Source organism: Burkholderia sp. 572 (assembly GCF_040545135.1).
GTDB classification, from domain to species: domain Bacteria; phylum Pseudomonadota; class Gammaproteobacteria; order Burkholderiales; family Burkholderiaceae; genus Burkholderia; species Burkholderia cepacia.
Genome location: NZ_JBEPLH010000020.1, coordinates 1 through 21,480 on the forward strand (window position 1 = coordinate 1; position 21,480 = coordinate 21,480).

Below are 21,480 nucleotides of genomic sequence, written 5' to 3' on the forward strand. Positions count from 1 at the left end.
ATCAGCGCCGTCGCGCCGACGTCGACGAGCCGCTCGTTCAGCGACTTCGCGGAGAAGCCGCCGAACACGACCGAGTGGGTCGCGCCGATGCGCGCACAGGCCTGCATCGCGACGATGCCTTCGATCGACATCGGGATATAGATGACGACGCGGTCGCCCTTGCCGATGCCGCGCTTCTTCAGCGCATTCGCGAAACGCGACACGCGGGCGAGGAGATCCGCATAGGTGACGCGCGTGACGGTGCCGTCGTCGGCTTCGAAGATCACCGCGACGCGCTCGCCGTTGCCGGCTTCGACGTGACGGTCGAGGCAGTTGTACGACGCGTTGAGCTCGCCGTCGTCGAACCACTTGTAGAACGGCGCGTTGGACTCGTCGAGTACTTTGGTGAACGGCTTGTGCCACGCGAGGCCCTCGCGCGCGAGGCGCGCCCAGAAGCCTTCGTAATCGCGCTCGGCCTCGGCGACGAGCGCCCGATAGGCCGGCATGCCGGAAATGGTCGCCGCCTGCTCGAGCGCCGCGGGCGGCGCAAACTGGCGGGTTTCGTGAAGAACCGATTCAATCGTGGACAAGCGTGTCTCCATGCGTTCTTGGGATGCAGGGCTGCTGTTCGGGAAAACGCAACATGCATGCCAGCATCAACGATCGATGCGCGCATTCGGCGGAAGTCGCGGCGCACCGCGCGCGTTTCGGGCGATCCGGTCGAACGGGCGACGGGGTGGATACCGTCAAGCCGAAGCCGGCCGTTCATAAATGCAGCACATCGTGTTGCAGTCCTCAACAGGTGGCGCGTGCCGGGGAAGGTGGTCGGCCGCTCGATCCGGAGCGCGGCGGGGTGACCCGGCGGCGTCAGGCGATCAGCGACCGAAGCGCCGGTGCGTGCCCGAACTGTCTGATCCGTTCGAGCGCCGACACTTCGATCTGGCGAACGCGTTCGGCGGACAGGTTCAGTTGCCGGCCGATCTCGCGCAGCGAATACTCGCTTTCGACGTCGATGCCGTACCTCAAGCGGAGAATCCACGCTTCACGTGCCGGCAGGCGGTCGATCAGCGCCGCAACCGCCGCGCGAAGCTGGCGGGCGCTCGCGGATTCTTCCGGGGTCGGCGCGGCGTGGTCGATCGCGACGTCGCACAACGTGAGGTCGTGATCGGGAGAAACGGGCAGGTCCGCGGAGATGGGCTCGCGCACGATATCCATCAGATCCCGCACCTTGTCGACCGGGATCCGCATCTGCGCCGAGAGCGTCGGGGCGCCGGCAACCTCGCCGGTTCGTTGCGCATGCGTTCGCGCGAGGCGGGCCAGCTTGTTGATCGCGTCGACCGTATGCGCGGGCACGCGGATCGTGCGGCCCTGATCGGCGATCGCATGCGTGATGGCCTGCCGGACCCACCAGGTCGCATACGTCGCGAATTTGAAGCCGCGCCGGTGATCGTAGCGATCGACGGCCTTCATCAGGCCGAGATTGCCCTCCTGGATCAGGTCGAGAAACTGCAGGCCGCGATCGGGATAGCGCTTGGCGATCGACACGACGAGCCGCAGATTGCTCTGGAACAGCTTCGTTCTCGCGGGCTGCATTGCGCGCTCGATACGCGACAGTCGCGCGTCGATCGCGATCGCGATGTCGAGCGGCAGGCTCGACTCGCCGGCGAGGCCGGCGAGCGCGGTGCGTGCTTCGATCAGCGCCGGCGCGCGGCGGGTGAGGGCAGCGGTACAGCCGGCATGCGCGGCGATGCAGTCGGTCATCCATGCGCGCACGTCGTCGCACGGCATGAAGAGGTCGCGGCGCGGCGAATCGGTGCGTATGCCCGATTCGGCCAGGATGTCGACGATGCGCTGCTCGAACTTGCGTGCTTGCGTTGCACGGTCGCGAATCGCGCGGCCGATGCGTTCGATCGCACGCGCGGTGAAGCGGATCCTGCCGGTCGACGCGACGGCCTCGCGAAGCAGCGCCCGGTAACCGGCCGACGCGAAACCGCCGGTACGCAATGCGTGCTGCATCCCGGCGGCCAGCGCGCCGGCGCGGTCGAGCGATGCGACGACGCTGTCGCGCCATGCCGGGCTGTCCGGCGCGCGGTCCGTGTCGTCCTCCCCCTCCGGTGATTCCATGGTCGAATCAGGCGCCGTTGCATTGCCGGGCGATTCCTCGGGTAAGGTCGCGGGCGCTTCATCAGGCGATTCGGCGTCGCCGACGAACCCCGTCACGTAGACCGATGCCGCCACCTTGCCGGCGCGGATGTCGCCGGCGATCGACGCGACGGCGTCGAGCGCAGCCGGGTCGCGGCTCAATGCGTCGATGCACGCCGCGCGGCCGCTTTCCAGATGAAGCGCGAGCGCGATCTCTTCTTCGCGGTCGAGCAGCGGTGTCGCGCTCATTTCGCGCAGATAGATGCGGACGGGATCGCTCGTGCGGGCCGCGAGCAGATCGGCGGTCGCGAGCGGGGCCGGCGCGTCGGCGAGCGGCGACGTCGTGTCCGTCGCTCGCGCGAAATGACGATCGAGCGTCCATGCGCTTCGCGAGTCGACGTGCTCGCGTACCTCGATTCCCCATTCGCCGAGCATCGACGCGGCGGCGTCGAAATCCGCGCCGTCCGCGGCATCGTCGGGCAGCGCGTCGACGATTTCGCCGCGCGTCACGTAGCCGCGACCGATGCCCAGCGCGACCAGCGCATTCAAACGGTCCGTGCGCTCCGCATTCGCGCCGCCGCGCGGCACGCCGTCGTGTTCGCGCCCGCGCCCGGGATCAAGCAAGCTTTGCATAGACGTTGCACCAGCCTTCGGCGGCAACCGCCTTGCCCCCGAACATCGGGCACGTGCCGGAGGATTCGCCGGCGACGGCCTTGTAGAAGCGGCAGTTCGAGCACGTCTGGCCGGCCTGGTACTTCGGGAACTTGCCTGCATCGACGGTCGTCGCCTTCGCGCGGTAGCCGAGCGTCTTCGCGGCCGCGTCGTTTTCGTCGACGAGCGGCGCTGCCGCGAATGCGCCGGTTCCGGCTGCGAGTGCGGCACACAGGCCGGCGGTCTGAACGATGAAGGTTCTGCGAGTGCGGGAGATCATGTCGTTTTCCTGAATAAAAAACCGGCCCCGCGCGCCGGGATGGCTTCCCGGCGCGGCGGTCGATCGAAGCGAAGGGAGAAAAAAGCGCTATTTGCGCGGGCCGGCGACGAGCGGCGCCTTTGACGAGGTGGCGACATCGGCGGTCAGCTTGCTCTTCGATGCGTCATAACCGTTCGAATAGAGCAGGAACGCCATCAGGTCCTCGTATTCCTGTGCCGTCATCTTGCCGGGGCGATCGGCCGGCATGTTGTTCGACATGTACTGGAAGATGCCGCCGACCGTGATGTGCGACTTGCCCTCGGGCGCGAAGGATTCCCCGCTCAGCGCAGGGGCGGTATTGCCTTCGAGCTGGTCGCCGTGGCATTTCGCGCAGGCATCGGTATAGAGCTTCTTGCCGTGCTGTGCCTGCGCATTGTCGAACGACGGCACGCCGTTTTCGTCACTCGCCGAGACCTTGATGAAGCCGCCCGTCGCGGGTGTTCCGCCGGCGAGCAGCACGCCGGTGCGCGGATGCCCGGCCGACGCGACCGCGCCGTCGAGGAAGCGGCCGCGCGACGGCGTATTGGCCGCTTGAGCGATGTTTTCCGGCAGGTTCCAGCCGCGTGTGAGCGCGGCGATCCGGCCGTTGGCATTCAGCCGCGACAACGCCGCGTCGATGCGCTGCCGCAGCGCGTCCCGATCGGGGCCGAACGCGAACGCGAGCTGCCAGTCCGAGTACGGCGACGCCGTGGCCGCGATCCGGAACGGCTGGCCGGGATGCGCACGCCGGTACGCCACGACGCTCGGATACCAGACGATCGCGCGTTGTGCGCGACCGGTCGCGAGCGCGTCGATGGTCTGCTCGGACGTGTTCTCGAGATCGAAGCGGGCGTTCGTCGCCTGTGCCGCGATCAGTTGCGACGGGCTCGAGTACGTGGCCGCGATCGTTTCCTTGCCGGTGGACGATGCATGCGCGTCGCGCAGCGTCACGCTGACGTAGCTGGAGCGCAGATACCCCTGCGAGAAACTCATCCGGGCATTCGATGCATCGGCGATCGCCGAGCGCGGGAAGCCGGCGATCATGTCGCAGTCGCGTTCGAGCGATTGCTTCAGTTCGGCGGCGGAGATGCCGTCGTCACCGCCGTCGTCGTCCACGCCGCGCCGGTTGAACGAGGCGGCGATGCCGGCGGTTCGCAGCACTTCACGTGCGACCGACATGTCGAGGGCGGCGGTCGGGCTGCCCGGCAGCGTGCAGACGCGCACGCCGCCGGCCGCGGCGGACATCGGGGTCAGCGCCACGCCCGCGGCGAGCAGACTGGCGAGGGTCAGGGGAGCGAGTCGAGTTTTCATGGTCGTGCATTCCGGTTGAAACAGTGGGGGCGTCGCGCCCGGATCGGGCGCATGCCGGGCGCGACGCGCGTTCAGTCGAGCGCGAATACGTAGAGCGTGCCGCCGCGCGGAACGTCTTTCGCGACGTCGGCCATCGGGCCGCCCCAGATCGGGTTCGCGCCGCCGTATCCGGCGAGCACCGCGACATATTCCTTGCCGTCGACCTCGAACACCGACGGCTGCGCGATGATGCCGCTCGCGAGCTGCGGGCTCTCCCACAGCACCTTGCCGGTCGCCGTGTCGAAGGCATACAGGTGGCCGTCGAGCGAGCCGCTGAATGCAAGACCGCTCGCGGTGGTCGCGACGCCGCCGTTCCACGGCTTCTTCGACCAGTGGCCCCACAGTTTCTTGCCGGTGTTCACGTCGATGGCCTGCAGTTCGCCATAACCCTGGCTGCCCGGTTCAGGCTTGATCTCGAAGCCTTCCCCGAGATACGGCAGGCCTTCCATGTAGCTGACCGACTTGCCGGACAGGCTCATGCACGCGTGAAGGGAAGGTACGACCGCGATGTGGCGCGCGGGGTCGTAGGACACCGACCACCAGTTCTTGCCGCCGAGGAAGCTCGGGCACGTGTCGATCGTCGTGCCGGCCTTCGGGAACTTCGACGGGTCCGCGATGGGCTTGCCGTCGGCCGTGTAGCCGGTGACCGACGTTGCCGTGACGAACGGCTCCGCGTAGATCAGCTTGCCGGTCGTGCGATCGATCGCATGGAAGAAGCCGTTGCGGTCGGCGTGAATGATCGCGTCGTAGTCCTTGCCTTTGTACTTGATGTCCGCGAGGATCGGCGTGTTGACGCCGTCGTAGTCCCACGTGTCGTTGCTCGTGTACTGGTAGTGCCACTTCAGGTTGCCGTTCTTCGGATCGAGCGCGAGCAGCGAGTCGGAATACAGGTTGTCGCCGGGACGCAGCGCCGCGAGCCACGGGCCGGGGTTGCCGACGCCCCAGTACAGCGTGCGGCTTGCCGCGTCGTACGTGCCCGTCAGCCAGGCGGCGCCGCCGCCGTGCGCCTGCATCCCGTCGGGCCAGGTGTCCGCGCCTTTTTCGCCGGGGCTCGGGATCGTGTAGCGCTTCCAGACCAGCGAGCCGTCTTCGGGGTTCAGCGCGGCGATGTACCCGCGAATCCCGTATTCGCCGCCGGAGGTGCCGACGATGATCGAGCCGTCCAGCGCGAGCGGCGCGAGCGAGAACGCATAACCGAGGCCCGGCTCGAACATCTGCTTCTTCCAGACGAGATTGCCCGTCTGCGCGTCGAGCGCCACGACCTCGCCGCTCAGCATCGCGACGTAGACGTTCTTGCCGTACAGCGCGACGCCACGGTTGACGACGTCGCAGCATGCGGTCTTGAACGATGCCGCGCCAAGCTTCGGTTCGTATTTCCACAGCTGCTTGCCGCTCTTCGCGTCGAATGCGTAGACGTTGTCCTTCGGCGTGGTCACGAACAGGTAGTTGCCGTTGATGATCGGCGTGGCTTCGAAGCCCTGCTTCAGCTCGGCGGGGAACTTGTAGGCCCAGACCTGCTTGAGTTCCTTCGCGTTCGACGCGTCGATCTGCTTGAGCGGCGAATGCGACTGGCCGTCGTAGGTGCGGTAGTAGGTCAGCCAGCCCGGATCGGTATGCGCATCGGTCAGCCGCTGGTAGGTCACGGCCGGGTAGTCCGCGGCCGCTTCGACGAGGCCGGGGTTCAGCGCGACGGCCGCTGCCGCCGCGATGCCGATCGTCGCCAGCCGGCTCGCTGAAGCCGAGAGTTTCTTCATGGTTGTCTCCTGAGTCATTGTGGTCGCACCGCCGCGAACGGTTCGTCGCGCCGGCACGGTGGGGATTCCGGGCCGAGTGCGCAGCCGTTCACGCAAGTCGCATGCCACCGCGGCGCGAAGCCGGTATGAAGCGGCACACGGGCGCGTCGTGTGTCGTGCGGCGTCGGACGCGTCGCGCGCACGTGTCAACGAAGGTGTTGCATTCAGGTACACCCCCGTGCGCGCAGTGTTGCCAAACATGACAGGTGGCGCGGCATCCGTGACAGGTGGAGCGCCGCCCGCGCCGGTGTCACGCACGCCGTGCGCGGCGACGCGCGCGGGCGTCGTGCCGACGCGGCTGGCACGGTTCTCGCACGCTGCTTCGCGACAACAGCACGCCGCGCGGTGCGGGGCACACCGCGGCGGAATACAAGCATGGAGACGAATGAAATGATCAGGAGGCCAAAGGCAGCCGGAAAGGGCGGCGCGATGCGACGCGCGCGTCGCGCGCGGCACGGTGGCGCGATGCGTGGCGCGCTTCTCGGGCCGGCCCTCGGCGCCATCGCGCTGTTCGGCCTGTCGACGGCCAGCGCGCGTGCGCAGCAGCCTGCGGACGGCACGGCCGCGACAGGCGGCGCCGTGCCGCCGGCCGCCGTCGCCGTCGCGCAGGAAGCGCCGCAAGCGCCGGCCGTCACATTGCCGACGGTGGTGGTCGTCGGCACGACGCCGCTGCTCGGGATCGGTACGCCGCTGCAGAAGGTGCCGGCGAACGTGCAGACGGTACGCGCGGCGGAACTCGATGCGCAGCACCGCGCGACGCTTGCCGACTTCTTCGCCGCGAACCTGCAGAGCGTGACGATCTCGGAGGCGCAGGGCAATCCGTACCAGACGGACGTCAACTATCGCGGCTTCACCGCATCGCCGCTGCTCGGTACGCCGCAGGGGCTGTCGGTGTTCGTCGACGGCGTGCGCGTGAACGAACCGTTCGGCGACGTCGTGAACTGGGACATCCTGCCGACGCAGGCAATCGACCGGATGCAATTGATACCGGGCTCCAACCCGGTGTACGGACGCAATACGCTCGGCGGCGCACTGGCGATCACGACGAAGAACGGCAAGTCGAACCCGGGCGGCGAAGCGGAGGTGTCGGGCGGCTCGTGGGGCCGCAAGACGGCCGCCATCGAGCAGGGCGGCACGATCGGCTCGAACCTCGACTACTACGCGACGGCGAACGTCGCGAACGACGGCGGCTGGGCCGACCACAATGCGAGCCGCGTGCGGCAGGCGTTCGGCAAGCTGCGCTACACGGATTCGGACACGACGCTGTCGATTTCCGCCGGCGGCGCCGACAACGCGCTGTACGGCACCCAGACGATCCCGCGCTCGTTCCTCGACAACCGGAAGCAGGCGTACACCTATCCCGACCTGAACCGCAACAGCGCCGGCTACCTGACCTTGTCGGGCGATCGCTTCTTCGGCGAGCACGTCGAGCTGAGCGGTAATGCGTATTATCGGCACCTGCGCAACACCAACATCAGCAGCAACAACAATACCGATTACGGATCGGTCGGCGACGACGGCACGGTCGACGCGGTGCAGGGCACCAACGCGCAGTCGACGATCGTGACCGACAGCTACGGCGGCAGCCTGCAGCTCACGCTGCTCGGCAAGCTCGGCGGGATGGCGAACCAGCTGATCGCGGGCGTGGCGGCGGATGTCGCGAACTCGAGCTACGTCGCGTCGTCGCAGGACGCGTATTTCACCGACACGCGCGCGGCGATCGGCGTCGGTGATTTCGAGCCGCAGACCCGCGCGAAGACGCGCAATGCGAACCTCGGCGTGTACCTGAGCGATGCACTGTCGCTGACGCCGCACTGGACGCTGACGGTGTCGGGCCGCTACGATTGGTCGAAGGCGCAGATCGGCGACGAGAGCGGCGTGCAGCCGCTGCTCGACGGCAACCATACGTTCTCCCGGTTCAACCCGGCGCTCGGGCTCAACTGGAACCCGGTCGCGGGCTTCACCGTCTATGCGACGTACAACGAAGGGATGCGCTCGCCGACCGCGATCGAACTCGCATGCGCGGACCCGGCCGCGCCGTGCTCGCTGCCGAACGACTTCATCGCGGACCCGGCGCTCAAGCCGGTGATCTCGAAGACGTTCGAAGCCGGCATGCGCGGCCGCATCGGCGCCGCGACGACCTGGAGTGCCGCTGCCTACCGCACGACGCTGACCGACGACATCCAGTTCATCAGCAGCCCGGCAAGCGCGCAGGGTTATTTCCGCAACGTCGGCGATACGCGGCGGCAAGGCATCGAACTCGCGGGCCGCACGCGGTTCGGCCCGCTCGGTGTCGGGCTTTCGTACAGCTATGTCGATGCGACCTACCGGTCGTCGTGGACCGAGCACAGCCCGGCGAATTCGGCGGCCGACGCGAACGGCAACGTGGCCGTCAAGCAAGGCGACCATATCCCGGGTATTCCCGCGCACACGGTGAAGCTCCGGCTCGACTACGCGGCGACGCCCAGGTGGGATATCGGCTCGAACGTCACGTGGCGCAGCGGCGTGTATGCGCGCGGCGACGAGAACAACCAGGACGTGAACGGCAGGATTTCAGGCTACGTGCTCGTCGATCTCGACATGCGCTACCGGATCACGAAGCGCTTCGAAGTCTTCGCGAGCGTGACGAACCTGTTTGACAAGCGCTACGCGAGTTTCGGCGTGCTGGGCCAGAACTTCTTCAACGGGCCGAATCACACGTTCGACGGTGCGAATCCGGTCAACGAGCAGTTCGTCGGGCCGGGCGCGCCGCGCGGTGCGTGGGTCGGCGTGCGCTACGCGTGGGATTGAGCTTTGCCCGGCTGCGTGCATTGCCGCGTCGCAGCCCGAGCGGCGCTCAAGATGTGCGCGACGGGCCCGGTCGGGCCACCGGTGCCGCCGCGAACATCGCGGCCACGGCGCGCGCGATGCTGCGCGCCAATGCCGGGTCGCTTGCGAGGTGCCCGGCGCTCACGTGTTCGATCGCGGCCGCGGGCACGGCACGCGCGAGGCGGGCGACGTTGGCGGCCGGACAGACGGGATCGTGCATTCCGTGCGCGGCGAACAGCGGCACGCCAGCCTGCGCCGCCCGGCGCGCGAGCGCGAGCACGCGGCGCTCGCCGAGCCAGCAGTCGTGTCGCAGGTAGTGCGCCTGGATCCGGTACTTGTCGATCAGCCGGGCGACGGTCTTGTGCGAGCGGATCGCATCCGCAGGCGAGCGGCGCGGGTTCGGCGATGCGAGGATGGCGCTCTCGTACGCGTGCCACGCAAGCGCCACCGCTCGCTGCCGGGCCGCGCCCGCGCCGGGTTGCAGCCGCCGCGCGCAGCACGACAGCAGGCGATCCGGCTGGCTGCAGCCGGCCGCCGCGTACAGGCGTCGCCATTCGCGGGGCGCGCGCGTTCGCGACGTCGTGAACAACCGGCGGACTTCGCGTCGCGACGTCAGGAACAGCCCGCGCAGCACGACGCCGGTGACTCGTGCGGGATGTGTGCCCGCGTATGCAAGTGCGAGCGCCGCGCCCCACGAGCCGCCGACGACGCCCCAGCGCGCGATGCCGAGCTGCGCGCGCACCGCTTCGAGATCGTCGATCAACCGCGCGGTGTCGTTGTGGCGTGTGCCGCCGCGTGGCGCCGACGCGCCCGCGCCGCGCTGGTCGACGAGCACGACGCGCATCCGCGTCAGGTCGAACAGCCGCAGGATGCCGGCCTGGCTGCCGCTGCCCGGCCCGCCGTGCAGCACCACGACCGGATGGCCGTGCGCCGCGCCGGCGACGGAGAACGCGATCGATTGCGCGTCGCGGTGCAAGCGTCCGCGAACGGGCGCGGCGGGCGTGGATGGTGACGCCGGCGACGCGGGTCGGGATCGGGATAGGGTGCGAATCTGGGCAGGCATCGTGTCGAATCGGTTCGGGGAATCGGGGCAATCGTCACGCGGCCGCACGGGTGCCCGGGCGACCACTGTATTTGATCCAAGACAAAGCCAGAAACGCGCCAGCCGCAAAGATCGGGATTCGCACGGGTAGTCACGCGTCGGGCAGACGCGGTATCACGAAGACCGGCCCGTCCGGTGACTCGACACGCCCGGCGGAACCGGATCGTGTCTTGCAATCTGCTTTCGATCGGGGCCGTGCCCCTCGCGTGGCCCGATGCTTGCTTGCAATGACGGCAAAGAGTCCGGCAACTGACCGGAAGATCCCCGGAGGAGACAATGCGCGATGACGTAGAGCAGGCGGCCGGATCGCGGGCCGCGCATTCCGCCGGCTGGCCCGCGCCGTCGATCCAGAAAGCCCATGAGCGGTCCGAGACGTTCGGCCTGCAGGTCTCGGCACGCCCCGACTACGACGTGCTGTCGAGCGCGGCGCTGGTGCTCAAGCGCGAGCAGAGCCGCGTGCTGTGCGCGCATGCGATGCCGGTGATGGAGACGCTGCACGAGCAGATCGTCAACACGCAGAGCATGATCGTGCTGACCGATGCGCAGGGGTTGATCCTGCATTCGATCGGCGACGACGATTTCCTGCGCCGCGCGGAGAAGGTCGCGCTGCGCCCGGGCGCGAACTGGGCGGAGGACCGGCAGGGCACCAACGCGATCGGTACGGCGCTCGCCGAGCTGTGCCCGATGGTCGTTCACGGCGACCAGCACTTCCTCGCTGCGAACCGCTTCCTCACCTGTTCGAGCGTGCCGATCCTCGATCCGTACGGCGACGCGATCGGTGTACTCGACGTGACCGGCGACCATCGCAGCTACCACCAGCACACGATGGCGCTCGCGAAGATGTCGGTGCAGATGATCGAGAATCACCTGTTTACGACGACCTTTCAGGAGACGTTGCAGGTGTCGTTCCATGGCCGCCCCGAGTTCCTCGGCACGCTGATGGAGGGGATCGTCGCCTTCACCGCCGACGGCCGTTTCCTGTCGGCCAATCGCAGTGCGCAGTTCCAGCTCGGCATGCCGCTCGCCGCGCTGCGCGCGCACACGCTGTCGTCGCTGTTCGACGTCACGAGCGCACAGTTGATCGACCGCATGCGCGCGAGCACCGACCGGCACCTGATGCTGAACCTCGGCACCGGCGCGGTGGTCTGCGCGCGCGTGCATTTCCGGCGCGCGACGCTCGCCGAAGGCAGCCGGCCGACGGACGTTCACGACGCGGGTGCGCCGGCCGCGCGCGCGAACGCGGTGCCCGCGCCGGCGGCCGGCACGTCGGCCGGCCTGTCGCGGCTCAACTACCTCGACACCGGCGATCCGCAGGTTGGATGCGTGATCGCGAAGGTGCGCAAGGTGATCGGCAAGGACATCCCGATCCTGATCACCGGCGAGACCGGTACCGGCAAGGAACTGCTCGCGCAGGCGATCCACAACGACTCGCCGCGGCGCGATGCGCCGTTCGTCGCGGTCAACTGCGCGTCGATTCCGGAGACGCTGATCGAGTCCGAGCTGTTCGGCTACGAAGAGGGCGCATTCACCGGCGCGCGCCGCAAGGGCTCGATCGGCAAGCTGCTGCAGGCGAACGGCGGCACGCTGTTTCTCGACGAGATCGGCGACATGCCGTATCCGCTGCAGGTGCGGCTGCTTCGCGTGCTGCAGGAGCGCCTCGTCAACCCGCTCGGATCGACGAAGACGATCGCCGTGGACATCGCGATCATCTGCGCGACGCACCGCGACTTGCGCGACATGATTGCGCAGAACCGCTTTCGCGAGGATCTGTACTACCGGCTGAACGGCCTCGTGGTACGCCTGCCGCCGCTGCGCGACCGCACGGATCTCGCGGTGGTCGTGCAGAAGATGCTGCAACGGGAGGCCTACGCGGGCCCGGGCCGGCCGCCGCTGTCCGTCGCGCCGGACGTGATGGCGCTGTTCGTGCGCTGCGCGTGGCCCGGCAACTTCCGCCAGCTCGGCAACCTGCTGCGCACGGCGGCGGCGATGGTCGACGACGACGGCGAGATCCGGCGCGAGCACCTGCCGGACGATTTCTTCGACGACCTGCGCCGCGACGATACCCGGGCCGAGCCGGCCGCGCACGATCCGTCCGCCGCGGCATGGCCCGCGGACGCGCTTCCGGCAGGCGACGCGCGGTTGCAGGATGTCGCCGCGTCCGCGATTGCCGCTGCGCTCGCGCGCCACGGCGGCAACGTGTCCGCGGCGGCGCGCGCGCTCGGCGTGTCGCGCAACACGATCTACCGGAAGATGCCGGCCGCCGACCCGCAGCGCCAGCCGTCCGACGAAAGCTGACGCGCGCCACGGGTTCGCGGCCGCGCGGCCTGTCACAGCCGGTGTGTCAAGTTGCAACACCGGTGTTCAACGATTCAACACCTGTCACCGCCCATGCGCATCGTGCGGCCGTGGCGTCGAACCGCATTCGCGCGAATCGCGTAGGCAAATCGTAAGGATTGCGTCCCGATGCCCGGGCGAGCGCCGCGTATCGCTGTCGGGCCGTCGAAGTGCGGCCTCGGCACGCTCCTTGCTGAATAGGAACCGACCGCTCGATTGCCGCGGTTGTACGACTCACCGACGCAACTCATCTACTCAATCAGGAGACACATCATGCAGTGGACCACCCCGTCTTACACCGACCTGCGTTTCGGCTTCGAAATCACGATGTACATCGCCAACCGCTGATCGCCGAGCGTGCCGCCCGCTTTGCCGTGATCGGCGCGGGCGGCGTCGGGAGCTGACGCCCATGAAGATCAAGATACTCGGCTCGGGAGCCGGCGGCGGCCTGCCGCAATGGAACTGCAATTGCGCGAACTGTCGCCGCGCGCGCAGCGGAAGCGGCCACGTGCTGCCTCGCACACAGTCGTCGATCGCGGTCAGCGACGACGGCATCGACTGGATCCTCGTCAACGCGTCGCCCGACATCCTTTCCCAGTTGCGCGCGGATCCGGAGTTGCAGCCGGCACGCGCGATTCGCGACAGCGGCATCGCCGCCGTCGTGCTGTGCGACGCGCAGATCGATCACGTGACGGGCCTGCTGATGCTGCGCGAGCGCTCGACGCCGCTGCCGCTCTACGCGAGCGCGCCGGTGCTCGACGACCTGTCGACCGGCTTGCCGCTCGTGCCGCTGCTCGGCCATTACTGCGGCGTCGCCGCGCATACGATCGTGCTCGGCGAGCCGTTCACGGTGCCGGCGGCGAGCGGGATCCGCTTCACCGCGATTCCCGTCGACAGCAAGGCGCCGCCTTATTCGCCGCGGCGTGCGTCGGCCGCGCCCGGCGACAACATCGCGCTGTCGATCGAAGATGTCGCGAGCGGCCGGCGCGCGTTCTATGCGCCGGGGCTCGCGGCCGTCACCGACGACGTGCGCGCCGCGATGGACGGCGCCGATCTCGTGCTGGTGGACGGCACGTTCTGGAGCGGCACCGAGATGATCGACCTCGGCCTGTCGGGCAAGCACGCGGCCGACATGGGGCATCTCGCGCAATGCGCGGAGCACGGGCGGCCCGGCATGATCGACTGGCTCGACACGCTGCCCGCGCACACGCGCAAGGTGCTCACGCACATCAACAACACGAATCCGATTCTCGATCCGCATTCCGTCGAGCACGCGCACCTGCGCGCGCATGGCATCGACGTCGCGCACGACGGCATGCAATTCCAGGTCTGACCATGAACGCACCGATTCCCGCTACGGCATTGCATCCGACGCCCTGGAGCGCGACCGAATTCGAGGCGCGCCTGCGCGCGCTCGAATCGCGCTATCACATCCATCACCCGTTCAACCGCCGGCTCAACAGCGGTGCCTGTTCGCCCACGCAGGTCCGCGGCTGGGTCGCGAACCGCTTCTACTACCAGATCAACATTCCACTAAAGGATGCGGCGATCCTGTCGAACTGCCCCGACCGCGACACGCGGCGCCGCTGGATCCAGCGGCTGATCGACCACGACGGGCAGGGCGACAACGAAGGCGGCATCGAGGCTTGGGTGCGGCTCGGCGAGGCGTGCGGTCTCTCGCATGACGAACTGTGGTCGCTCGAGCACGTGCTGCCCGGCGTGCGTTTCGCGGTGGACGCGTATGTGAATTTCGCGCGGCGCGCGCCATGGCAGGAAGCCGTGTGCTCGTCGCTGACCGAGATGTTCGCGCCGCAGATCCATCTCGACCGGCTCGCGGGCTGGCCGTCGCATTACCCGTGGATCGAGCCGGACGGGTTGCATTACTTCCGCAGCCGCGTGCCGCTTGCGCAGCGCGACGTCGAGCACGGGCTTGCGGTGACGCTGCAGCACTTCACGACGCCGGATGCGCAGCAGCGTGCGCTCGGCATCCTGCAATTCAAGCTCGACATCCTGTGGTCGATGCTCGACGCCGTCGAAAAGGCCTACCCGCTATGAACGCGATCGAAGCTGCCAGCGGCGTGCCGCTGCGCCCCTGCCTCAGGGGCATGTACCGCCTGCAATGGGAGGCGGCCCAGGATGCGTACGTGCTCCTCTATCCGGAAGGAATGGTCAAACTGAACCCGAGTGCCGGCGAGATTCTCGCGCGCTGCGACGGTACGCGCGAGCTGGACGACATCATCGGCGAACTCGAGCGCCTGTTCAGTCAGTCGGACCTCGCGACCGACGTGTACCGTTTCCTCGATCATGCGCGACTGCGCGGCTGGCTCGACTGACATGGCTCCCGACACTTCCCGGCCGTCCGCGCCGCTGTGGCTGCTCGCGGAACTGACGTACCGTTGCCCGCTGCACTGCGCGTTCTGCTACAACCCGGTCGATTTCGCGACGCACGGCGCGGAGCTCGACACCGATGCGTGGCGCACGGTCATCAGCGATGCGCGCGCGCTCGGCGCCGCGCAGATCGGTTTCTCGGGCGGCGAGCCGCTGCAGCGCGACGACCTCGAGACGCTCGTCGCGCATGCGCGCGGGCTCGGCTTCTATACGAACCTGATCACGTCGGGCGTCGGGCTGAACGTCACGCGCATCGAGCGGCTCAAGGCGGCCGGGCTCGACCATATCCAGTTGTCGCTGCAGGATTCGACGCGCGAGCTGAACGATTTCCTGACGAGCACGCGCACGTTCGAGCTGAAGCGCGGCGTCGCGCGGCTGATCAAGGCGCACGGCTACCCGATGGTGCTCAACTGCGTGCTGCATCGCTACAACCTGCCGCACGTCGGACAGATCATCGAGATGGCGCTCGACCTCGGCGCCGATTACCTCGAGCTCGCGAACACGCAGTACTACGGCTGGGCGATGGTGAACCGCGACCAGCTGATGCCGACCGTCGAGCAGGTGCGCGAGGCGGAGGAAACGGTCAACCGCTATCGCAAGCTGGTCGGCGAACGCTGCAAGATCCTGTTCGTCGTGCCCGACTATTTCGAGCGGCGCCCGAAAGCGTGCATGAACGGCTGGGGTTCGGTGTTTCTCGGCGTCGCGCCGGACGGCACCGCGCTGCCCTGCCATGCCGCGCGGTCGCTGCCGGGGCTCGCGCTGCCGAACGTGCGCGACCGGTCGCTGAAGGAAATCTGGTACGACAGCGACGCATTCAACGCGTATCGCGGCGAGGACTGGATGCGCGAGCCGTGCCGCACGTGCGACGAGCGGCATGTCGATCACGGCGGCTGCCGGTGCCAGGCGTACCAGTTGGCCGGCGACCCGGCGCAGCCCGATCCGGTGTGCGAGAAGTCCGCGCATCACGGCCGGGTCGAGCAGGCCGTGCAATTCGCGCGGCGACCCGCGCCGCGCGACGAACAGCCGCTGGTGTTCCGCAGCAAGGAGAATTCGCTCGCGCAATGTGGGGCGGCCTGCGACTGCTGACAAGGCACGGCGACGGCGGCGGGGTGAACAGGGCAAGGCAACGCGATGGAAGCCGGATCGATAGATATGCATTCCTCTTCATGTCGGCGATGTGGCGCGCGTGTACGAGGATGGGTGAGCGCGCGAAGGCGGGTGCGATGAGCACCGCTGCTTTCGGAACGCGGCAGGCAACCGGCGTGCGTGGTGCCGCTGGCGATCGGGTACGCCGTCGCGGAACTTGCGTCGCGTCGGTCTTCGCTGTCGTATGCGCTCTGCATGCCGCCCTGTTCGTTCTGCTCGCACATGAGCAGATCGTACGACGCGAACCACTGCAACGGCAGGTGATGGTGGCGATGCTGATCGCGGCGGTGCCGGAGGCGTCGACGATGGCGGCCGCGAAGGCGAAGCCGGTTGCCGCGTCGCACGCGGTGCAGGAGGCTACGTCCGCGCCCCGATCATCTGTAGGCAGTGCGTTGAGGACGAACCGGCAGGTCGCGTCCGGCCGTGCCCGCCCGCCGGCGCATGACGCGCCTGTGCCGGCTCCGGCACGGCCAGGTCCGTCCTCGCCGGCCGCGGCGCAACGCGATACGCCGCGCGACGATGCGGCCGTACGAATGCCGACGCAGACGCAGACTCAACCCGAATCCCGATCGTCTTCCGTGTCGGTGCCGCCGCGCTTCGTCGCGCATCCCGACTGCGCGCTGGTCAAACCCGACTACCCGCCGCAGTCGCTGCGGCTGGGCGAGCACGGCACCGTGGTCGTCGAACTGGAGACCGATGCGGCGGGGCAGATCGTCGCCGCGCGTGTCGTGACCGGCAGCGGTTATCCGCGTCTCGACGCGGCGGCGCGTGAAGCCGTACTGGCGAGCCGCTGCGCGCCGCATGTGTTCGACGGCGCGCCGGTGCCGACGCGGGCACGCGCGCCGATCGCGTTCAATCTCGACGACTGACAGGACACTTCATCATGACAATCTACGGAATCGAGCACGTATGGACGCAGGGCGACCCGATGACGCGCGCGGTCGCGCTGTTGCTCGTCGCGATGTCGATCGCATCGTGGACGGTGATCGTGATCAAGGCGATCGAGCTCGTCGGCATCCGGCGCCGCGCGGCGCGAGCGGAAGCGCGCTTTCGGGACGACGGCGGCGCGGCCGGCGCGATGCACGCGCTCGGGGGGCAGGACAGGCCGTTCGTCGATCTCGTTCGCGCGGGCCAGGCGGCGATCGCGCATCACGAAGCGAGCAGGCACCGGCTGCACGACCGGATCGACGCGAGCGACTGGCTGTCGCGCAGCCTGAAGACGTCGGTGGACGAATCCGCGGCGCGGATGCAGCGCGGGCTCGGCGTGCTCGCATCGATCGGCAGCACCGCACCGTTCGTCGGACTGCTGGGCACCGTCTGGGGGATCTATCACGCGCTGCTGTCGCTCGGCGCAACCGGCGAGGCGAGCCTCGACCGGGTAGCGGGGCCGGTCGGCGAGGCGCTGGTGATGACGGCATTCGGACTGTGCGTCGCCATCCCCGCCGTGCTCGGCTACAACACGCTGGTGCGGCTGTCGCGCGATATCGTTGCGCGGCTCAACCGCTTCGCGCACGGGCTGCATCTGTTGCTGCTGACCGGCAGCGTGCCCGAGACCGCCGCGCGGCCCGAACCGGCGACCAGGATGCCGGCCGACCTGCACCCTGCCGCCGACGGAGCACGAGCATGAACGCCGGCCCGGACGACGCGCCCGAAGGAAATGCGCTCGCAGCCGAGATCAACATGACACCGCTGATCGACGTGATGCTCGTGCTGCTGGTGGTGTTCATGGTGACGCTGCCGGTGCTGCATCACGCCGCGCGCGTTGCATTGCCGCAGGCGGAGAGCCCGCGCGAGGATACGAGCGTGCCGCATGTCGATGTCTCGATCGATGCGGGCGGCGGCGTGAGCTGGAACGCGCAGCCGGTGTCCGAAACCGGGCTGGCGGCGCGTCTCGCGGCGGCGGCCCGCACCGCGCCTCAACCGGAAGTGCGCCTGTCCGCCGATCGCGCGGCCCGCTACGACAGCGTCGCAAAACTGCTTGCGGCCGCACAGGCGGCCGGTCTCACGAAAGTCGGCTTCGTTACCGCGCCCGCTCGCGGCCGATAGCTCGCGCGGTGTCGCGTTGCATGGGCGATGCGGTGCGGCACCTTCGCCGCACCGCATCGCGCCGGGGGCTTACTTCGCCGAACTCGCGCTGACCTTCGCGAAGTCCAGGCTGCCGAAGCCCGTATCGTCGTCCCAGCCGGCCTTCGCGGTATAGCCGTGGCTGCTATAACCGTTGTTGCCCGAGGTCACGTCGTGGAGCAGCGACGTATTGGTCGGGAAGTTCTGGTAGAACGCCGACGTCGGCAGGCCGAGGCTGTTGTTGTTCGCCGATTCGACCCGCGCCCAGCCGCCGACGAAGATCGGCGAAGCGAGGCTCGTGCCGCCGACGAGCTGGTTGGTCTGCCCGTTGATGACGATGTACGCGCCCGTCGATTGCGCGGCGTCGAACGCCACGTCGGGCACCACGCGTTTCGTCACCGTGCTGCCGAGCGCGGCCGTCTGCCAGCTCGGCGCGGTTTCGAACGCGCTCACGCCGCCGCCTGTGGCCCAGATCCGCACGGCGTTGTCGACCGGGTTGCCGTTGCTGTCGAGATCCGCGTACGCGACGCCTTCGTTCCACACGGTTTCGCCTGCCCACGTCGTGGTGCCGGTGGTCGAGAGCGTCGTGCCGCCGACCGCGACGACATACGGCGAACTCGCGGGCGACGACACGCTGTACTTGGACAGGTTGATCGTCGTCCTGACCGACGTGCCGTTGTACGTGCCGATGTAGCCGGGCGCGCCTTGCGGCGACGTCGACCATTGATAGACGCCCGCGTCGCCGGCCGAGACCGAGAAGACCTGGCCCTGCGCGACGGCCTGCTTGAACACCGCGTCGTCGGCGGCGAGCGAGCCGTCCGAGTTCGCGGCGGTTTCGTCGAGGCCGAGCGACACGTTGATGACGGTCGCCTTGTTGTCGGTCACGGCCTTGTTGTACGCCGCGGTCAGCGTCGCGTCGGTGAGGCCGCTGTCGTTGCTGTCGCCGTTCACCGCCGAGTAGAAGATCAGCTGCTTGACACCGCCGGACGTGCCGATGATGTCCTGGCTGTCGAGATCCCATTCGCCCGGATCGCCGTCGTCGGCCAGCGTGCCCGATCCGCCCGCGACCACGGCCGTGTTGACGGTCGGCAGGCCGGCATTCCGCGTGAAGGTGTTCAGGTCGGCGATGGTCTGGGTCATGTCGCCCCAGGTGATGATGCCCACCGTGGTGTTGGTCGCGGCGGGCAGGCCGCTCGCATCGTAGATCTTCGCGAAATCGGTTGGCTGGTGGCCGACCTGTTGCGACGCGGCGGCCGCGTTCTTCGCGATCTTGTTCGGCTCGATGGCGGCGGCCGGCGCGAAGCGGTGGAGCAGGCGGTGCGGCACCGCGGCGTTCTGCAGGCCGAGCACCGCATCGACGACCGGGCCGAGCGACGCCGGGATCAACGCGGCCGAATCGTTCGCGAAGACCGGCTTGCCGCGATAGTTGAAGCGCTTGATGCTCGCGTGGAAGCCGTTTTGTGCGTTGGTCGCGTTGCCGTCGGCGGAGACCAGCGTGTTGTTCTCCGACACCGTGACGTTGCTGAAGCCGTTTGCCTTCAGGTGGGCCACGACGGCCGCGACCTGGTCGTCGGTCGGCGCGAAGCGCGCCTTGAACTGCGCCGGCGTCAGGTACTTGCGGTAGTTCGCGCTGCCCGGCTGGTTGACGTCGCGCAGGAACGCGTCGAGCTGGTCGGTGTTGCGGTTCTTCAGCACCACGGTGACATGCAGCGGCTGGCTCAGTTCGAGCGGGGTGACGTGCGTGTCGGTGAGCGCCGGCGTGCCGATGCTGTTGAGCGAGTACGCAGGCTGGGCCTGCGAGGCGGCCGAAGCAGCCGCGGCGGGCGCATTCGACAGCAGGAAAGCGGCGGTGCGGGTCGGCACCCAGCTGGTAGCGGCCTGGGCGGGCAGCGGCGCCAGCGTGGCGGCTACCGCGAGCGGCAGTGCGGCGAGGGCAAAGCGTTGCGAGAGTGTGCGATTGACGTGCTGAGTTCTCTGCATTGTGAGCTCCGAGATTTCGACGAAGAACCGGTGCAGCGCGCGACCCGGATCGCGGGTAGCGGCAGGGCGGCGCATGCAACCTGACGCAAGACCGGACCGACCGGCGTGATTCACGGCGACATATGTTTTCCTCCCCCTCCCATCATCAAGATCGGAGGCCGGCCCGGGTGTCGGATTCGCGTATCGCGAACATCGATCCCGCGCACGGCCTGCTATCGTGCCGGCTCGCGTCGCAGCAACGGCGCGTGTGCCGACCATCTGTTTCCCTTCAATCTGCTGTTGCGGATGTTTCGCTGCGTTATCACTTAATTAGGAATCCAATGAATGAAATCCGTATAAGCAGGCAATACATGGTCGAGCGACGACGTGGTGTGCGTGTTTCGTGTGAGGTGCTGCGGGCGAAATCGAATGTCCCGGTCAACCGGGAGAGATGTCGACATCGTCCTCTTCCGCCATAAGCGGAACGGATGACCGGTGAAGCGGGAGCTGTGTGTTGCGAGCGGGTGCTGCGGCTTACGAATCAGCTACTTCTCGTTTTAAACGTAATAAAAACGGAAGTTGATTGTCGGGCCATTGATTTCCTGATGCGGATTCGATTTCCCGGCGATATTGCTTGCGGGGAAAGATAACAAGAAAGAAAACGACGAGTCAAACTTTTTTTGATTAGGTTTAAAAAGTTTAGATAATCGCTTCTCAGGGTGTTTTTTATAAACGGAAAACGATTATGTAAGTCATTCGTCATCGTTGACGAATGAGGCATTGACGCAATGCAGGCGCAGCGCAGGCGTTGCCGAGAACCGGCGCGGCCGCTGTCATTTCGCGGCGGCGTTCTGAAACCGGCTCTCGAGGTTTCCTTGTCGGTGTGTGGCGGGAGAGCACGCGTGCGGCGCAGCGCTCGATTCCCTTCGATTGAAGCCGGGCGGATCGCACGCCCGGTGTTGCACGGCATCTTCTTTTTCCTTCTTGCCGGCTTTCCCGATTCCCGCAGCGGCGGCGCGCAGGTCGCGCGTCATATGCCGTGCATCACGGCCCGGCGATCATCCGTCGTCCGCCTTGACCTGCAATCCCTTCAACCCCTGGATCACGACCAGCAGCGCGCGGCCGTGCTCGTCCGATCCGTCCCACGCGTCGACGATCGCGTCGCGCAACAGGTCGTTGTATTGGCGGCGCGATGGCTCGGTATCGACGCCGTAGAAATTGCATAGCTTATTGAATGGCGCGCTGCGGCGCAGCCGATGCCCGTTCGACAGCCTCAGGCGCGATACGGTCGGCTGGCTGACCCCGGAGAGTCGCGCTATTTCGCTGGACGAGCGTGTATCTGCCAGCAGGCGGCGCAACAGGTCTTGTACGGGAAAATCTTGGTCCGGGGCTTCCATGCGATGCATTATACCTATACAGTTACGGCTGTTGAATGGGCTTGCTGTCACCAGCGAGGCTGTATCCCG

Annotated in this window: 19 protein-coding genes; 10 read left to right on the top strand and 9 right to left on the bottom strand. The window is 67.7% G+C overall.

Features of this window, described 5'->3' with window-relative positions; translation table 11 throughout:
• The 5 genes from ABIC51_RS30500 to ABIC51_RS30520 form a co-directional block, all read right to left on the bottom strand.
• The coding region (locus ABIC51_RS30500) for an acetyl-coenzyme A synthetase N-terminal domain-containing protein (protein ID WP_334045935.1) at positions 1–569 on the bottom strand (569 nt) is incomplete at its 3' end.
• 277 nt (positions 570–846) lie between these two features.
• Positions 847–2,754, bottom strand: coding sequence for a sigma-70 family RNA polymerase sigma factor (locus ABIC51_RS30505; protein ID WP_175897732.1), 1,908 nt, complete (start codon positions 2,752–2,754; stop codon positions 847–849).
• Positions 2,738–3,052, bottom strand: coding sequence for a high-potential iron-sulfur protein (locus ABIC51_RS30510; RefSeq protein WP_027790652.1), 315 nt, complete (start codon positions 3,050–3,052; stop codon positions 2,738–2,740). The genes ABIC51_RS30505 and ABIC51_RS30510 overlap by 17 nt, the downstream gene beginning before the upstream one ends.
• A gap of 87 nt (positions 3,053–3,139) precedes the next feature.
• On the bottom strand, positions 3,140–4,381 hold the full coding sequence (locus ABIC51_RS30515) for a c-type cytochrome (protein ID WP_175897714.1): 1,242 nt from the start codon (positions 4,379–4,381) through the stop codon (positions 3,140–3,142).
• A 71-nt stretch (positions 4,382–4,452) separates the two neighbouring features.
• Positions 4,453–6,174 (bottom strand): methanol/ethanol family PQQ-dependent dehydrogenase, encoded by a 1,722-nt coding sequence (locus ABIC51_RS30520; RefSeq protein ID WP_027790654.1) that lies wholly within the window; start codon positions 6,172–6,174, stop codon positions 4,453–4,455.
• Between the two features lie 429 nt (positions 6,175–6,603).
• Between ABIC51_RS30520 and ABIC51_RS30525 the strand changes: the two genes are divergently transcribed.
• A complete protein-coding gene (locus ABIC51_RS30525) occupies positions 6,604–9,003 on the top strand; it encodes a TonB-dependent receptor (RefSeq protein ID WP_354006767.1) in 2,400 nt (799 codons plus the stop codon).
• A 46-nt stretch (positions 9,004–9,049) separates the two neighbouring features.
• Here the strand turns inward: ABIC51_RS30525 and ABIC51_RS30530 are convergent, their stop codons facing one another.
• A complete protein-coding gene (locus ABIC51_RS30530; protein ID WP_354006760.1) occupies positions 9,050–10,084 on the bottom strand; it encodes an alpha/beta fold hydrolase in 1,035 nt (344 codons plus the stop codon).
• Between the two features lie 315 nt (positions 10,085–10,399).
• On the opposite strand from ABIC51_RS30530, the gene ABIC51_RS30535 reads away from it, so the two are divergent.
• The 9 genes from ABIC51_RS30535 (at position 10,400) to ABIC51_RS30575 (ending at position 18,037) form a co-directional block, all read left to right on the top strand.
• Positions 10,400–12,418: a sigma-54-dependent Fis family transcriptional regulator gene (locus tag ABIC51_RS30535; RefSeq protein ID WP_027790657.1), complete on the top strand. Its 2,019-nt coding sequence runs from the start codon at positions 10,400–10,402 to the stop codon at positions 12,416–12,418.
• Positions 12,419–12,730: 312 nt separating this feature from the next.
• Positions 12,731–12,805, top strand: a complete 75-nt coding sequence (gene pqqA, locus ABIC51_RS30540) for a pyrroloquinoline quinone precursor peptide PqqA (protein WP_006485436.1) — start codon at positions 12,731–12,733, stop codon at positions 12,803–12,805.
• A 61-nt stretch (positions 12,806–12,866) separates the two neighbouring features.
• Entirely contained in the window at positions 12,867–13,790 is a 924-nt protein-coding gene (gene pqqB / locus ABIC51_RS30545; RefSeq protein WP_060312868.1) for a pyrroloquinoline quinone biosynthesis protein PqqB, read from the top strand.
• A 2-nt stretch (positions 13,791–13,792) separates the two neighbouring features.
• Positions 13,793–14,512, top strand: a complete 720-nt coding sequence (gene pqqC, locus ABIC51_RS30550) for a pyrroloquinoline-quinone synthase PqqC (RefSeq protein WP_175897710.1) — start codon at positions 13,793–13,795, stop codon at positions 14,510–14,512.
• A complete protein-coding gene (gene pqqD / locus ABIC51_RS30555; RefSeq protein ID WP_021160296.1) occupies positions 14,509–14,790 on the top strand; it encodes a pyrroloquinoline quinone biosynthesis peptide chaperone PqqD in 282 nt (93 codons plus the stop codon). The genes pqqC and pqqD overlap by 4 nt, the downstream gene beginning before the upstream one ends.
• Before the next feature lies 1 nt (position 14,791).
• Positions 14,792–15,931 carry a pyrroloquinoline quinone biosynthesis protein PqqE gene (gene pqqE / locus ABIC51_RS30560; protein WP_059698500.1) on the top strand — a complete coding sequence of 380 codons (1,140 nt, stop codon included), beginning with the start codon at positions 14,792–14,794 and terminating at the stop codon, positions 15,929–15,931.
• Positions 15,907–16,860, top strand: coding sequence for an energy transducer TonB (locus ABIC51_RS30565; RefSeq protein ID WP_301763490.1), 954 nt, complete (start codon positions 15,907–15,909; stop codon positions 16,858–16,860). Before pqqE ends, ABIC51_RS30565 begins: the two co-directional genes overlap by 25 nt.
• 14 nt (positions 16,861–16,874) lie before the next feature.
• Complete coding sequence (locus ABIC51_RS30570; RefSeq protein WP_124840982.1) at positions 16,875–17,618, top strand: MotA/TolQ/ExbB proton channel family protein; 744 nt, start codon at positions 16,875–16,877, stop codon at positions 17,616–17,618.
• A complete protein-coding gene (locus ABIC51_RS30575; protein ID WP_146254152.1) occupies positions 17,615–18,037 on the top strand; it encodes an ExbD/TolR family protein in 423 nt (140 codons plus the stop codon). Before ABIC51_RS30570 ends, ABIC51_RS30575 begins: the two co-directional genes overlap by 4 nt.
• Before the next feature lie 69 nt (positions 18,038–18,106).
• Here ABIC51_RS30575 and ABIC51_RS30580 read toward each other — a convergent pair whose 3' ends face one another.
• The 3 genes from ABIC51_RS30580 to ABIC51_RS30590 all read right to left on the bottom strand — a co-directional run bounded on the left by ABIC51_RS30580 (position 18,107) and on the right by ABIC51_RS30590 (position 21,411).
• Positions 18,107–20,035: a S53 family peptidase gene (locus ABIC51_RS30580; protein WP_060197380.1), complete on the bottom strand. Its 1,929-nt coding sequence runs from the start codon at positions 20,033–20,035 to the stop codon at positions 18,107–18,109.
• Between the two features lie 812 nt (positions 20,036–20,847).
• A complete protein-coding gene (locus tag ABIC51_RS30585; RefSeq protein ID WP_175897708.1) occupies positions 20,848–21,048 on the bottom strand; it encodes a hypothetical protein in 201 nt (66 codons plus the stop codon).
• A 24-nt stretch (positions 21,049–21,072) separates the two neighbouring features.
• On the bottom strand, positions 21,073–21,411 hold the full coding sequence (locus ABIC51_RS30590) for a helix-turn-helix domain-containing protein (protein WP_175897707.1): 339 nt from the start codon (positions 21,409–21,411) through the stop codon (positions 21,073–21,075).
• Positions 21,412–21,480 lie beyond the last annotated feature (69 nt).